At 64.5% G+C, this 13,346-nt stretch carries 15 protein-coding genes; 9 read left to right on the top strand and 6 right to left on the bottom strand.

Features of this window, described 5'->3' with window-relative positions; translation table 11 throughout:
* Positions 1-6: 6 nt before the first annotated feature.
* Together ACZI8W_RS06015 and ACZI8W_RS06010 are read right to left on the bottom strand one after the other, a co-directional pair.
* Positions 7-351, bottom strand: a complete 345-nt coding sequence (locus tag ACZI8W_RS06015) for a DUF202 domain-containing protein (protein ID WP_463367590.1) — start codon at positions 349-351, stop codon at positions 7-9.
* Positions 327-749, bottom strand: coding sequence for a YidH family protein (locus tag ACZI8W_RS06010; RefSeq protein WP_463367589.1), 423 nt, complete (start codon positions 747-749; stop codon positions 327-329). The genes ACZI8W_RS06015 and ACZI8W_RS06010 overlap by 25 nt, the downstream gene beginning before the upstream one ends.
* Before the next feature lie 140 nt (positions 750-889).
* Here ACZI8W_RS06010 and ACZI8W_RS06005 point away from each other — a divergent pair, with 140 nt between their 5' ends.
* The 4 genes from ACZI8W_RS06005 to ACZI8W_RS05990 all read left to right on the top strand — a co-directional run bounded on the left by ACZI8W_RS06005 (position 890) and on the right by ACZI8W_RS05990 (position 6,274).
* Positions 890-1,672, top strand: coding sequence for an SDR family NAD(P)-dependent oxidoreductase (locus ACZI8W_RS06005; protein ID WP_463367588.1), 783 nt, complete (start codon positions 890-892; stop codon positions 1,670-1,672).
* 130 nt (positions 1,673-1,802) lie between these two features.
* Positions 1,803-2,981, top strand: coding sequence for an alpha/beta hydrolase family protein (locus tag ACZI8W_RS06000; RefSeq protein ID WP_463367587.1), 1,179 nt, complete (start codon positions 1,803-1,805; stop codon positions 2,979-2,981).
* Entirely contained in the window at positions 2,978-4,897 is a 1,920-nt protein-coding gene (locus ACZI8W_RS05995) for a flavin-containing monooxygenase (protein WP_463367586.1), read from the top strand. Before ACZI8W_RS06000 ends, ACZI8W_RS05995 begins: the two co-directional genes overlap by 4 nt.
* Before the next feature lie 30 nt (positions 4,898-4,927).
* Positions 4,928-6,274 (top strand): MFS transporter, encoded by a 1,347-nt coding sequence (locus tag ACZI8W_RS05990; protein WP_463367585.1) that lies wholly within the window; start codon positions 4,928-4,930, stop codon positions 6,272-6,274.
* Positions 6,275-6,306: 32 nt separating this feature from the next.
* Here the strand turns inward: ACZI8W_RS05990 and ACZI8W_RS05985 are convergent, their stop codons facing one another.
* Positions 6,307-6,870 (bottom strand): TetR/AcrR family transcriptional regulator, encoded by a 564-nt coding sequence (locus ACZI8W_RS05985; RefSeq protein WP_463367584.1) that lies wholly within the window; start codon positions 6,868-6,870, stop codon positions 6,307-6,309.
* Positions 6,871-7,152: 282 nt separating this feature from the next.
* On the opposite strand from ACZI8W_RS05985, the gene ACZI8W_RS05980 reads away from it, so the two are divergent.
* From ACZI8W_RS05980 to ACZI8W_RS05970, 3 genes are read left to right on the top strand one after another with little or no spacing between them, the layout of a single operon-like run.
* Positions 7,153-7,581 (top strand): DUF6412 domain-containing protein, encoded by a 429-nt coding sequence (locus tag ACZI8W_RS05980; protein ID WP_463367583.1) that lies wholly within the window; start codon positions 7,153-7,155, stop codon positions 7,579-7,581.
* Complete coding sequence (locus ACZI8W_RS05975; protein WP_463367582.1) at positions 7,524-8,144, top strand: ABC transporter ATP-binding protein; 621 nt, start codon at positions 7,524-7,526, stop codon at positions 8,142-8,144. The genes ACZI8W_RS05980 and ACZI8W_RS05975 overlap by 58 nt, the downstream gene beginning before the upstream one ends.
* The gene (locus ACZI8W_RS05970; protein WP_463367581.1) at positions 8,135-9,511 is read left to right on the top strand and encodes a DUF6297 family protein; all 1,377 of its coding nucleotides are present in this window, start codon (positions 8,135-8,137) and stop codon (positions 9,509-9,511) included. The genes ACZI8W_RS05975 and ACZI8W_RS05970 overlap by 10 nt, the downstream gene beginning before the upstream one ends.
* A 49-nt stretch (positions 9,512-9,560) precedes the next feature.
* Here ACZI8W_RS05970 and ACZI8W_RS05965 read toward each other — a convergent pair whose 3' ends face one another.
* Positions 9,561-10,094 carry a hypothetical protein gene (locus ACZI8W_RS05965; protein WP_463367580.1) on the bottom strand — a complete coding sequence of 178 codons (534 nt, stop codon included), beginning with the start codon at positions 10,092-10,094 and terminating at the stop codon, positions 9,561-9,563.
* Between the two features lie 293 nt (positions 10,095-10,387).
* Here ACZI8W_RS05965 and ACZI8W_RS05960 point away from each other — a divergent pair, with 293 nt between their 5' ends.
* Together ACZI8W_RS05960 and ACZI8W_RS05955 are read left to right on the top strand one after the other, a co-directional pair.
* On the top strand, positions 10,388-10,870 hold the full coding sequence (locus ACZI8W_RS05960) for a nuclear transport factor 2 family protein (RefSeq protein ID WP_463367579.1): 483 nt from the start codon (positions 10,388-10,390) through the stop codon (positions 10,868-10,870).
* Between the two features lies 1 nt (position 10,871).
* Entirely contained in the window at positions 10,872-11,726 is an 855-nt protein-coding gene (locus ACZI8W_RS05955) for an SDR family NAD(P)-dependent oxidoreductase (RefSeq protein WP_463367578.1), read from the top strand.
* A gap of 158 nt (positions 11,727-11,884) precedes the next feature.
* Here the strand turns inward: ACZI8W_RS05955 and ACZI8W_RS05950 are convergent, their stop codons facing one another.
* The gene (locus tag ACZI8W_RS05950; protein WP_463367577.1) at positions 11,885-12,634 is read right to left on the bottom strand and encodes a hypothetical protein; all 750 of its coding nucleotides are present in this window, start codon (positions 12,632-12,634) and stop codon (positions 11,885-11,887) included.
* Positions 12,624-12,944 carry a hypothetical protein gene (locus tag ACZI8W_RS05945; protein ID WP_463367576.1) on the bottom strand — a complete coding sequence of 107 codons (321 nt, stop codon included), beginning with the start codon at positions 12,942-12,944 and terminating at the stop codon, positions 12,624-12,626. Before ACZI8W_RS05945 ends, ACZI8W_RS05950 begins: the two co-directional genes overlap by 11 nt.
* Between the last annotated feature and the right edge of the window lie 402 nt (positions 12,945-13,346).

The raw sequence follows: 13,346 nt of genomic DNA, 5'->3' as shown, positions 1-13,346 counted from the left end.
GTCGTGTCAGGGGTGATGGATCGCTGCCAGAAGTGAAATGCCGACGCCGTTCACTACCGCGACGGTGACCATCATCAGCCTGGCCGGCAGAGGTTCTGGTGAGGCATGGTCGAGTCGATAGCGGCGCGCGCGGATCGCCATACCGACACACAACAGCGCAACAAGCAGCACGCTGAAGGCCAGCAAGACACTCGCTGTCCAATGACGGTCCGAGGCCCAGGCGCGATAGCACAGGAATGTGAGACAGGTACCGGTGAGGGTAGTTCGACGCCACGCCAGGACGGTCCGCTCCGGCTGGAGCCCGGGATCTCGGTGCGGTGCGGCGTTCACGCAATCACAACCAGCGCGCATGCACCTGCGATCACACATATTCCGATGATCGTCACGCGCACGATGACGGCCGAAGGCAATGGTGCACTGCGGCGCATCGCCGACTGTACCTGGCGCCATCGGTAGAACGCGCCGAAGGACAGCGTGGTCGCCACGATGACACAGGTCACGGCCAGTGCGGCATGTCCGACACCATCGGACGCATCAGCGAATAGTTCACCCACCGCTACGCCCGCGGCCAACAGTGCGAGGGCGGTTCGGATCCACGAGAGGAAAGTGCGCTCGTTGGCCAAGGTGAATCGGTAGTCCGGTTCGTCGTCACGCACCTCGTCGTGCGCTCTCGCCGCGGCCTCCTGGGGGTCCGACGCCATTCGACCGGCCCCGTTCTCGTATTTCGTTGTCTGCCCGTACCGCGTCATTGCACCCCTCCGATGGGTTGACTGATCTGTCAGTCAATGCCTATCTTATAGGTGGGATAGATCACAACCAACGGCCACCGCGGGCATCGGTCACGCTGAAGGAGTTCGTTGGTGACAACCGAGAAGGGCAGGTAGGACGCATGGATGCAGTACTGGAAGGTCGGGTCGTGGTGGTGACCGGGGGTGCTCGCGGACAAGGCCGAGAAGAGGCCGAATTGATGGCCGGCCAGGGGGCGACGGTCGTCGTCACCGATCTTCTCGAACCCGAAGGCGACCTGCCCCACGGCGTGACCTATCGGCACATGGACGTGACATCGCCCACCGACTGGTCGCAACTGGCCGGCGAACTGGAGAAGTCCTACGGCTCGATCTTCGGATTGGTCAACAACGCCGGCATCGTCGGCGCGCGAGGGAAAGCCGGTCGGCTGGAACATATCTCGCTGGAAGACTGGAACAAGCTGATCGCGGTCAACACGACCGGCCCGCTGCTGGCGATTCAGGCCATGGCACCGCTGATGTCGTCCGGAAGTGGGTCGATCGTCAACATCAGCTCCATCGCAGGAGTCGGCGCGCACCTCGCCGCCGGGTACGGGGTGAGCAAGTGGGCGCTTCGTGGACTCTCACGAATTGCCAGCATGGAACTGGGGCCCCGCGGCATTCGCGTCAACAGCGTCCTGCCGGGCTATATCCACACCCCCATGCAGAACAGCACGCCGCAGCATTTCATCGACGCGCACCTCAGTCTGATCCCGCTGGGTCGGGTCGGAGCGCCCGCCGACGTCGCCCCCGTCGTCGCTTTCCTCATGTCGGACGCCGCCTCGTGGATCTCCGGAGTCGACATCCCCGTCGACGGCGGCGCGGTCGGTCACGTCGGTCTGCGCATCATCTCCGACGCGATGACCGCAGCCACCGACGGGGCCTGACAAGCCGGGACCGGCGCCCCCCATCGCACGCCCCGCGCAGTGCTGCGGCGGTGCACCGAAACCTGCCCCGATTGCCTGCTGGCCGTGACGGGTGTGCGTTTCCCCGATCACCTCCGAAGGAGAAATACCCGTGACCTCACGTGCACGGTCCGCGCTCGTCGACGACTTCAGTTATCCGACGGGGATCGCGGCGACACATGACGACGCAACAACGACCGCGGCTGCGCTGCGACAGTTCACCGTGCATCGGCTGCACGCCTACGGCGTCGAACTCGGCGACGGGCTGCGGTTGATGGAACTCGCCGCAGAGACCGATTCCTGGAAACGGTCGGCGCTGGCGCTGGCCGATCAGCTTCTGGCCCGAGCCGAAGCGCCGGATGTACCCAAGACCGTGCTGGGACAATCGATGTTGTACGCACGCGCATCGTCGTTGCAGCGCATCAGTCAGGTCATGGACCTCGAGAACACCGCCGAAAGGCGCGCAACGTATCTCGCAGCAGCGGCCAACTTCGCCACGGCACGAGCACACGATCCTCGGTACGAGCACGTCGTCATCGACACTGTCGGCGGACCAGTGGCCGCGTGGGTCATCACTCCCTCGACGCCGGGCCCTCATCCAGTGGTGCTGGTGCATGGCGGGGTCGACGGGTGGTCGATGGACTGGGAAAGCACCGCGCTGCCGCTGGTCGACGAGGGCTTTGTGGCCGTGGTCATCGACGGGCCCGGACAAGGCGAAACACGGTTCGTCCACGAGCACTACCTGACGACCCGGTGGCTCGAGTCCTACGAGCAGGTCTGTGATTACCTGGTGATGCGCGCAGAAGGAATGCCGATCACAGCCCTCGGCAACAGCATGGCCGGCGCTCTCGTCGTTCTCATCGCCTCGCGTTATCCGGTGTTCGCGGCCGTCTGCAGCAACGGACCTGTCCTGTCGATGCCCTCCACGCTGACCCGTCGCAGCTACGCCCGCAAACTCGGCACCTTCTGCGGCAACGACGTCGCTGCCGAGGACGTGCGGGCGGTGTTCGAGTCGATGGAACTGTCCGCTGAACGCATCGCCCTGACCTGCCCCTATCTACTCCTGCAGGGGGACGCCGACCCGATGGTCTCCCTTGCCGACGGCGAACGACTACTCGAACACCTCGCCTCACCGGACAAGCACATGGCGCTGTTCGAGCGCGGTGAGCACGTCCTCAACCGCTATCCAGCCGACAAACACCACATCACCCGGACATGGATGCGCGACCGCGTCGACCGTGTCCTGACCACCACCGACCAGCGACATCTCGAGGAGAAGCCGACATCATGACCGAACCGACAACACTGAGCCGTGACCAGCTCGTGGCATTGCTGCGCGACGGCGAACCGGCGAGCCAGCTGCTCACCCTGTGCGAGCTCACCGAGGACACCTCACCGGCCGACCGGTGGGCAGGCCACATCACCGGCGCCAACCCCTGGGACCACACATTCCCCGACGATGCCCTCGACGAAATCCGCAACCGGCTGGCAGATGCCATCCTGTCCGTCGGCATCGACGGCACACCTGAGCTGTCGCTGGTGGACACTCTGCTCGACCGAGCCCGGGGCGTCGCCCTGCCCGCTGCTGAGCACGCGATGCTGCACAAAGAGATGGGTTTGTCCGATACGGCAGAGGTCGAGTGGTCGGCAGGGCGGCCGCAGACAGCCGACAATTTCCATATCGTCATCATCGGCGCCGGCCTGTCCGGGATCGCCGCCGCACGACGATTCAACAGGCTCGGGATCTCGTTCGAGGTCGTGGAGAAGAGCGACAACAGCGGTGGCACGTGGCATCACAACACCTACCCCGGCTGCGGCGTCGACATCGCCAGCCACTACTTTTCCTACTCCTTCGCGCGTAATCCCGACTGGGACCGGTACTACGCCAAACAACCCGAGATCCTCGCTTACATCCGCCGATGCGTCGAACTCGAGGGACTGACCGACTTCATCAGCTACAACACCGAGGTACTCGCCGCCGAGTGGCGCGAGGACGACGGGGTATGGCTGGTGAGCGCCCGCACTGCCGACGGTCACGCTCGCGAGATCCGCGCCAACGTCGTGGTCAGCGCCGCCGGACTCCTCCATCGCCCCAGCATCCCGGACCTCCCGGGCCTGACCGATTTCGAAGGACCGGCCTTCCACGCCGCCGAATGGGACCACTCGGTCGCGGTGGACGGTAAGCGGGTGGCGCTGATCGGCACCGGGGCCAGCGGCAATCAAATCGGCCCGACACTTGCCCCAGTCGTCGACACACTCACCGTTTTCCAGCGCAGCGCCCAGTGGAACGTCGGCGTCGAGAACTACAGCGACAACGTCACCGACGGCGAGAAATGGTTGCTGGCGAATGTGCCCGCCTACGAACGATGGTTCCGTGCCCGCACCCTGCTGTCGCAGAACGACGTCATGCGCCCAGCCCAGACAGTCGATCCGACGTGGCGCAGCGACGACGGCTCGATCAGCGCCGAGAACGCACGCATGCGTGAAGTCCTCACCCAGTACATCGCGGACGAACTCGGTGACCGCCAGGATCTGCTACCCAAGGTGCTGCCGGACTACCCGCCGTTCACCAAACGCATGCTGCGGGACAACGGCTGGTACCGCATGCTTCGCCGCGACAACGTGGAACTGGTCAACTGCCGCACTCCTCGCTTCGAATCCGACGCTATCGTCGACGACGAGGGGCAGCGTCACCCCGTCGACATCGCCGTGTTCGCCACAGGGTTCGAAGCATCGAAGATGTTGGCGTCCTACTCGATCTACGGCCGCGCCGGACAATCCATCCGCGAGGTGTGGGGTGACGACGACCCGCGCGCCTACCTCGGTATGGCAGTGCCCGGATTCCCGAACTTCCTCATCATGTACGGGCCCAACACCAACATCGGCACCGGTGGAAGCATCTTCTTCCAAGCCGAGAACTGGTCGCGCTACATCGCCGACCTCGTGAAGACCATGCTCGAGCGCGACGCCAGTGTCGTCGAGGTGAACCCCGAGGCCTTCGAGGACTACAACGAAGCTCTGGACCAGCGACTCGGTGAGATGGTCTGGTCGGTCTCGGCCGGCGGCACCTGGTACCGCAACAGCGTCGGACGAGTCACCACCAACATGCCGTGGACCTCCTTCGAGTACTGGGCCATGACCCAGGAAGTGAACCTCGGCCACTTCACGCTCAACGCCATCTCCCCACAAGCCTCCTCGGCCCGCTAACGTGGTCACCAGAATCGAAGGTTGATCGGCATGTCCCTTGAAGTCGGCGCGCACGCCGCCCCCATTGCCGCTGCACCCGTAGCGCATCGATCCGCCCGACGAGCCTGGGCAGTGACCGCCATGCTCGTCGCCCTCGCCCTGGTCAACTGGGCAGACAAAGCGGTCCTCGGTCTCGTCGCCGTCCCGCTCATGGACGATCTCAACATCAACGCGAGCCAGTACGGACTGCTCGCAAGCTCGATCTACTTCCTGTTCTCCCTCGCCGCGGTCGGCGCCGGCTTCCTGGCCAACAAACGCAGCATGAAATGGCTGCTGTTCATCATGGTCGCGATCTGGTCGATCAGCCAATTCTCCATCTGGCTGGCACCCGGGTTCCTCATCATCCTGATTTCGCGCATCATCCTCGGCCTCGGCGAAGGGCCCTCGGCCGGATTGTCGTTCCACGCCGCCACGCAATGGTTCCGCGACCACGAACGCACCATGCCTATCGCCTTGCAGAATGTCGGTGCGTTCGGTGGCATCGCTGTCGCAGCACCGGCACTGACCTGGATCATCAGCAACCACGATTGGCACTGGGCCTTCTTCGCCGTCGGTGCCGCCGGTGTGGTGTGGATGGTGATCTGGTTCTTCGTCGGCAAGGACGGTCCCTACACCGGCAGCGCCAAGGGCGCCGCCCTGAGCGGATCGGTCTTCGACGGCGACGGACGAGTCCCCTACCGAACACTGCTGCTGAGCCGCACCTACATCGGCACTGTGTGCGTCGGATTCGCCGCCTACTGGGCACTGGCGATCGTGTCCGCGTGGCTGCCGGCCTTCCTCCGCCAAGCCCAGGGATACTCTGCGCAAGGGGCGTCGACTATCGTCATGTCAGTCTCACTCACCGCGATCTTCTTCCTGCTGGGCCAAGCGTTCGTCACACAGAAACTCATGAAGAACGGCGTCAGCAGCAAGATTGCGCGGGGTTACATGGCCGCGGGCAGCGTCACCCTCGCTGGCATCTTCGTCATAGTCAGCACACAGATGGCGCCAGGAACGGCGCAGATCGTCGCCCTGTGCATCGGCTTCGGGCTCGGACTGGTGACCTTCACCACCGGAGCGACGTTGCTCTCCGAGTTCCTGCCAGTTCTGCAACGCGGGGCAGCCCTGGGCATCTACGTCGCGATCATTACGTCCGCCGGGGTCTTCTGTCCCACCGTGTTCGGGTGGATCGTCGACGCTTTCGGTGAAGGACAAGGCTACAACCAGGCCTTCATCGTATCCGGCGTGATCGTCCTCGCCGGGGGCCTGGCCGGCTTCTTGTTGATCGATCCGGGACGCGAAGCCAAGCGGCTCGGCACCTTACTGGTCGGGACCGACACGGCAGGTGGCCCTGCCTAGAACGTCGCACCCCTCGATGGTCGAGTTGGGACTCATCTCTCCGAGATGAAATGTCCCAGCTCGGCCATCTGCTCCTCACTTATCTGCATGCCGCGAGCCAGCGTTTCCTTGAAGAACATCCACCCGAAATTCAGACACACTTCCCGCACGATGTGCGATTTGGCCTCGAACTCCGATACCTCCGGATGATGCTCGAGGATTTCACCGAGCTCGTGATTCATCACCGGATACGTCCACCCCATCGACGTATACGATGCACCACCGTCCGCGGAAAAGTTAGCGGCCGCTCTCCACCACAACTCGTGACCTTCGAACGGCATCCGAGGAAGAGCTATCGAACGGTCGACTGTGGCGCTTCGATACGCGATGTAGTTCGACGTCAGTTCCTGCATGGCAGTCAGGAACAGTGCGTCCTTCGACTCGAAGTAGTGATAGATCAGGCCGTAGTGGACGCCGGATTCTTTCGCAATCTGCTTGCCGGTGATCGCGCTCGGGGGCCGTTGGGCAAGTAGGCGCTGAGCGCCTTCGATGAGTGCGGTCCGCGAGTTTGTGTCACCAGCTTTGTCCGTCGCGGAAGATTTCTTCGAACCTGTCACTCCCCGACTCTATCGCGTGACCGTTAGCGGATTGTCCATCGCAGAGTTCGCAGGGCGAATCAATTGCTCGGTGAACGCCATCAAGAGCTACCGCGTGCCGCCGACGCGGTGAAGAGCGGTTGCGTCGATACGCTCTCGAGATCTCACTGCGTGGTGTGAAGCCCCTGTGTGGTGGCGGATCCCGAACACGCGGCGGTTGCTGCGGTTGTTCCGGTATACATGCATGACGGCATTCCAGTGCCCGCCGGGATAGATTGCTGCCCGCCGGATAGACTGCACAGCATGTTCTTCGGTACCCGCAACGGGGTGGAGGTACTCCTCTTCGTGCTGTCGTGGGCCGCCGCGGTCTTCCTGACCGTCGATGTCACCTCCGCCGGAAGTACGTCGACGCTGCTCGCGGGTCTGCTCGTCACTGTCGTGGCAGTTGCTGCGCTCGTCTTGGTGTGGCGGGCCGACGACCTGCTCTTCGCGCTCGGTCGTACCACCCGCGGGCCGACGGAGGAGGAACATCGCCGTCACGGCGAACTCCGTCGCCACTCTCATCCGAACACTGCCGGCCGTCCACGGCCGCGCGCACCCGGGTCTGCCTTCCTCGCATACACCGTCAGTTTCGAGGAAGGCAGAACAACCCTATGTCGTCACACGACCCCGTCGTGTCTGTACGCGACGCCGAACGCCACTACGGTGGCCTGTGCGTATTCACCGAACTGAGCTTCGACGTCGCAGCGGGACACTGCTGCGCGATCGTCGGTGCCAATGGTGCAGGTAAATCAACACTACTGCGATGCGTGATCGGTGCCGAGCGGCTCGACCACGGCAGCATCACCGTCGAGGGCACCGTCGTCGACGAGTCGTCACCGGGCTTTCGAGCCGCTGTGGCGTCCGTCGTCGGTGATGTCGCGGTATTTGCGCACCTCACCGCACACGAACATCTGCAGCTCGTCGCCACCGCCCACGGCGCATCAGACCCGTACGACGAGGCATCGCGGGCGCTCGGCGACGTCGGTCTGGTTGACGCCGCCGACCAGCTTCCGAGCACCATGTCGAGTGGTCAACGCCGTCGACTGGCCCTGGCGTCCGCGTTCGTACGGCCTCGTCGGCTCTTGGTGCTCGACGAGCCGGAACAGCACCTCGACGCCGACGGACGAGCCTGGTTGGCCGATGCGATCCGCGCCGAGAAACGAGCGGGCACCACGGTGCTGGTGGTCTCCCACGATGCCTCTCTCGTCACCGAGATTGCGGACGACACCGTGGACGCAGACTCATGGCGCTGACCGAGTCATCGTTGTTCATTCCCACGGTGCGCACTCTGAACCGGTTGCGGCGTGGGTTCGAGCGCACCCACGCCCCGCGGTCGAAGCGCGAAGGCAGGATCTTCGTGGCGATTCTCGGCGTTTACGTGTGTGGTGGACTCATATGGTGGCTGGCGACGCGTCCGCCGACCGTCCTCACCGAGTCACGCCTGTTCGCGGAAGGCCAAGGATGGGGTCCGACTTGGGGTTGGGTGGTGTTCGCGATTCTCACTGCGTTGGCCACCACCGCGGCGCGAGCGCTCGGACCGGTCACCACCGGGAGCGATACGGTGTGGTGGGTGCTGTCCACCCCGGTCGATCGCGGGGGGCTCCTACGGTCGCGTGTGCTGGCGGCGCTCAGCGTCGGTGCGCTGCTCGGTGCCGCAGCGGGGCGTGTCGCGGCTTTCGCCGGAGCTCTCGCAACGTGGGTTCCGTTCACGGCCTTCGGGGCGAGTATCGGACTCGGTGTTGTGGCCGCGGCGGTACTTGTGCAATGCACTCTGTTGCCCGCGTGGATCCCTCGTGTGTTGACGGTGGTGTGGGTGCTGATCGGGTGTGCAGCGGTGGTGTGCGCTGCGGCAGGCGTGACGGTACCGATGGTCGTCACATGGACCCCGGTTGTCCTTGCGGGTGTCGCGGCGCTGCTGGTCGGTGTTGCTGCCGTGTCGCTGTGTGGCCGTATCAGCCTCGCCGACCTCGCCGAGGGATCCGACATGGCCGTTGCAGCGAACGTGTCACTCACGGCACTGGACCTGTCGGTGCTGACCGGGGTTGCCGGGCAGCGCGCATGGCGTCAGGTGGCCCGCACTCCGTCGCGCACCCTACCGAGGGGTCGTGCTCGCGCGTTGATCCGCAGCGATGTGCTGCGTCATCGGCGACGTCCGTCGTCGCTTCTGGTGGTTGTCGGCGCAGTGTTCGTGGGATCGACGCTGGTGGCGATACTGTCTCCGCTGGCGTCGGTATTCGTGCACCTCGCACTGGCCTTTGTTGTGGCAATGGCTTTCAGCGGTGGTCTGCGGGATTTGGCCGCCAACAGTGAGTTACGGGCCATGCTCGGTGCGGACGATCGAGCAGTGCAGATGCCACTGATGGTGGTTCCGGCCGTATTCGCTGTAATGACAACAATTCTGACGGCGATTCTGACGGCGACGAATCCCATGGTGATGGTGATCTGCCTGGTTGGAGCGTGTGCCGCGACCTATCGAGCGCGGACGCACCCCCATACGGACTACGACGGTTTGATTCTGGAGACGGCGGTGGGGCAGATCCCCGTCGACCTGATCCGGCAACGGATTCGTGGGCTCGACGTCCTCGCGGTTGCCGCGCTCGTGCTGGTGCTCGTGAGCTGAGAAGGCCGCTCGCACGGGGTGCGAGCGGCCTTGTGTCGGGCTCGTTCGGTTACCGGCCTCGCTCGACGATGTCAATGGTGCCTTCGCACACCGCGTTCTGGGTGTTGACGAACCACCATCCGCCGCCGGTCTGAACGGTGACGGTGAAATCGACCGTCCCCGTCCCCGTGAACGCACGGTTGACCGGTATACCGGGATTCTGCTTCCACGCTTCCTGGTCGCTGACGCTACGCCCGGATTCTCCCGTGGTCGTGTTGTTCCAGTCGACCAGCACCTGCGTGCCGTACCAGTTGGGGCCGATGCTCGGGATGAGTCCGGCCGGGGGGTAGGGCAGATCGTTACCGCCGCTGAGCAGGAGCGACGGCACAAGGTCGTCGCCGCCCGGTGGAAGTGATTCGCCGGACCCTGCCCGGATGTTCCACGTGAACGCCGGAGCCCAAGGGAGCGGATTCGCGCTCGTGCACGTCATATCCGTGGACGTCGGCGCTGCGTGCGCGACGCCCCCGCCGGCCACCATCGCGGCGCCCAACCCGACCGCGGTGAGTGCGGACGCACCCATACGACGCATGTTTCGCTTGCTCATGAACACTCCTCCGATAGATTGACAGCCGTCCGACCTGTCGGTACATGTGCCACCCCTCTATCGGAGCCGATGCTCGATTCGTCACGGGTATCCGAGCGAATTTGGATATGTCACAACCGTGGCCGCGCGGCTCCGGGTCTGGAAACTGCAAGTGGCAGGCATTCTGCCGGGCAGGCAGGCTGCTACCCGGCCGATGGCCGGGATGACGGGTATTTTCTGAAACACGTTCCATGTAAGGATGGCGCAGCGGGCACGGCCGGTGCCCGTCGTATCTCCGCCGGAAGGACCAGGACATGCCGACCGTGGAAGACCGCCTCGCACGTCTCGAGGCGCTCGAAGAAATCAAGATGCTCAAGCACCGGTACTTCCGCGCATGCGATGCCAAGGATCCCGAGGCGATGCGCGCATGCTTCATCGCGACGGGTGCCGACATCTACTACGGGCCGGCGCTCGGCAGCTTCGACGACGCCGACGGACTCGTCGACATCTATTCGCGCATCGCACTTCAGCGCGTCGACGACCGGTACGTCATCCTCGACATGCATCACGGCATGCACCCGAGCATTTCCATTACCGGAGCGGACACGGCCGCCGGCGCCTGGACATTGCGGTTCCGCCAGGTGGACCTCAACGCCGGTACGGAGCGGGTCACCGCGCTCGACTACGACGACGACTACCTCGTCGAAGACGGTGAATGGAAGATCTCCCGGTGCCACGTGAAGATGCTCTGGTCGATCGAACGTGCCCTGACCGACGATGTGAAAGTGGTGCAGTGAGATGGCGGAGCACGGAGACACGGCAGAACAGAAGATCGCTCTCGTCACCGGTGCGAGTCGCAGCGTCGGTAAAGGGATCGCGTGCGCGCTCGGGTCTGCAGGCTGGACGGTGTACGTCACCGCGCGCGGCCCGGTCGGTGTGGGCGGTCCGCTCGACGACACCGCCGCCACCGTCACCGAACGTGGCGGACGCGGAATCGCGGTGCAGTGCGACCACGGCGACGACGCGCAGATCCAGAAACTCGTCGCGCGTATCGCCGAAGAGCAGGACGGCCGCCTCGACCTGCTCGTGAACAATGTGTGGGCGAGCCCGAAAGGGTTCGCAGGCTTTTCCGACCCGTTCTGGAAACGCCCCATCGACGATTGGGACAGTCTCATCGGAATCGGCCTGCGCGCTCACTACGTCGCCTCGGTCGAGGCCGCGCAGCTCATGGTGCCTCGGGAAAGCGGGATGATCGTCAACATCTCGTCGTTCGGTACCCGGGGATACCTGCATTCGGTGCTGTACGGGATGTCGAAGGCGGGTCTGGACAAGATGGCTGCGGACATGGCGGTCGACCTGCGCGACACGGGGGTGACGGCACTGTCGCTGTGGCCGGGGCTCGTGAAGAACGAGGCCATGCTTGCCCGCGGGCTCGACAATTTCCAGGGCTTCCCGCTCGCCAACGCTGAGACTCCCGAGTTCATCGGCCGGGTGGTCGCGGCGCTCGCTGCCGACCCGAAGGTGAACGAACGCAATGGATCCACGCTGATCACTGCAGAAGCGGCACTGGACTACGGTGTTGTGGACGTCGAAGGAAACCACCCGGATTCACACCGAGATGTATTCGGAGGAGGTCCACTGTTCGGTGGGTGACCAGGGCGGTGCGCTGGAGTACACCGCTGCTGAGTACCGATCACAACCCCTGCGCGTACCGCCAGGCCTGAGCGGCGAGCCGCTCAGCCTGTGCGCCGAACGACTCTGGAGTCCGGTCGACGTCGCCCATCGCACCACCACCGGACCCGGTCCCGGGTTCAGGCAGTAGCGCGGTGCGGCCCCGGGTGGCCGACACGGCGGATGCACGTCGCCCGCGCCCGCGGCATATCCGCACCGCAACGTTCCTCGGTCCGACGCTTGAGGACGTCGGTTGCATCACCGTAGTCCGATCGACTGCGGGCCGCGCGCATCACTGCCGCCAAAGCAGCGTGCTGGTTGGGCTGGCCCGACTCGTCGTATCCGTCGCGCATCGCCGCTTCGGCCTCGGGGCGGGACACAACCACAGCGAGTTCCTCGGGGAGAAGCCTGAGTTGCACCAGCGCGCGGACGAGGTGCGCCTCGGCAGGTTGGGGCGTGTAGTCCCAGTTGTCGAGCCCCACAGTCTCGGTAATGACGTCCAGCAACGCAAGGGCGTCCCAGACCTGCGTAGCCTCCTCCTCGGTGAGCTGCCCCGACTGCACGAGGGCGTTCGCGACGTCGTACACCGCGTTCCCGGTTCGGGGACCTGCGCAGATCACCTCGATGAGCCCGACGCCCTGTTCGATGCGCGCGGAGAAGATGACGCGGTGCCTCTTGTTCAGCACCTCTACAGTGTTCAGGCCCGCGAGGCGGTCGGTGGCCGACTTGTTGCTCAACGGGTGCTTACCGACCGGATTGCCGCAGAGCGCCACGACGTCGGAGATCACCGACTCCCGTTCATCGGTCGTCAGCTCGTCGAGGTACAGCAGGAACGGCTCGGAGAAGACCATCTCCGCCTGATCGCCAGGCAGTCGCTCGTTACCGCGCATCCGACTGCGTGCGCAGCTGCGCCGCGCGCTCTCGGACACGACCGGCGTCGACGCCGACCTTCGCGCACAGCTCGTCGAGGCTGTACCGGCGGGAACGCTGAGAGGCCAGATCAGCCGCGGCTTCAACCACGGCCCAGGCGGCGTCGCGGACCTCGCGGACTTCGGCGTCAACACGGGCAGGAGAATCCACGACGGCGACCACGCGACCGTGACTGGTCAAGGCCACACGCTTCTCCTCGCTCAGCTCGGCGAGGGCGGAAACACCCTTACGCGCCGCGAGGGACACCGGCAAGTTCATAGTCGAGGTCATGCTGCAACTCTATACATATCTGTGCAGTGTTGCACTGAAGGCGAGCTCTAACCTGAATCCGCGAGTAGGACCGGGGTGTCGATGACATGAAAGCACCCTCTGAGCTGGAACAATGATGTTTGCGAAGACAACAGAAACCCAGCCGAGAAGGGCACCCAAACGATGGTAACGCACATACAGACCATTCCGGTGGCGGCGCGACAGGGAAACCGGGTGGGTTCGGATGGTGATGTCCGGTGGCCGGATCAGTGCCTCGGACGTCGTGTGTTCCATGGTGCCGGCACCATTCGGATTCGGTCTGTGGTCGGCACACTTCCTGCCCGCACTACTCGGCGTTCCGACGGTGACCACGCAACGATTCTGGCTTCGGGGGTCTCATCCGACACCGTCTGTAGGCGAGTC

This window comes from Rhodococcus ruitaii, assembly GCF_055230935.1.
This window is presented reverse-complemented; position numbering and strand designations above follow the sequence as displayed.

Excerpts from the sequence above, each read along its gene's own strand:
- ACZI8W_RS06015 (WP_463367590.1), bottom strand. The coding sequence starts at position 351 with ATGCGCGCTGGTTGTGATTGCGTGAACGCCGCACCGCACCGAGATCCC.
- ACZI8W_RS05965 (WP_463367580.1), bottom strand. The coding sequence starts at position 10,094 with ATGAGCAAGCGAAACATGCGTCGTATGGGTGCGTCCGCACTCACCGCG.
- ACZI8W_RS06005 (WP_463367588.1), top strand. The coding sequence starts at position 890 with ATGGATGCAGTACTGGAAGGTCGGGTCGTGGTGGTGACCGGGGGTGCT.
- ACZI8W_RS05970 (WP_463367581.1), top strand. The coding sequence starts at position 8,135 with ATGGCGCTGACCGAGTCATCGTTGTTCATTCCCACGGTGCGCACTCTG.
- ACZI8W_RS05995 (WP_463367586.1), top strand. The coding sequence starts at position 2,978 with ATGACCGAACCGACAACACTGAGCCGTGACCAGCTCGTGGCATTGCTG.
- ACZI8W_RS05960 (WP_463367579.1), top strand. The coding sequence starts at position 10,388 with ATGCCGACCGTGGAAGACCGCCTCGCACGTCTCGAGGCGCTCGAAGAA.
- ACZI8W_RS05990 (WP_463367585.1), top strand. The coding sequence starts at position 4,928 with ATGTCCCTTGAAGTCGGCGCGCACGCCGCCCCCATTGCCGCTGCACCC.
- ACZI8W_RS06010 (WP_463367589.1), bottom strand. The coding sequence starts at position 749 with ATGACGCGGTACGGGCAGACAACGAAATACGAGAACGGGGCCGGTCGA.
- ACZI8W_RS05980 (WP_463367583.1), top strand. The coding sequence starts at position 7,153 with ATGTTCTTCGGTACCCGCAACGGGGTGGAGGTACTCCTCTTCGTGCTG.
- ACZI8W_RS05950 (WP_463367577.1), bottom strand. The coding sequence starts at position 12,634 with ATGCGCGGTAACGAGCGACTGCCTGGCGATCAGGCGGAGATGGTCTTC.
- ACZI8W_RS05955 (WP_463367578.1), top strand. The coding sequence starts at position 10,872 with ATGGCGGAGCACGGAGACACGGCAGAACAGAAGATCGCTCTCGTCACC.
- ACZI8W_RS05945 (WP_463367576.1), bottom strand. The coding sequence starts at position 12,944 with ATGACCTCGACTATGAACTTGCCGGTGTCCCTCGCGGCGCGTAAGGGT.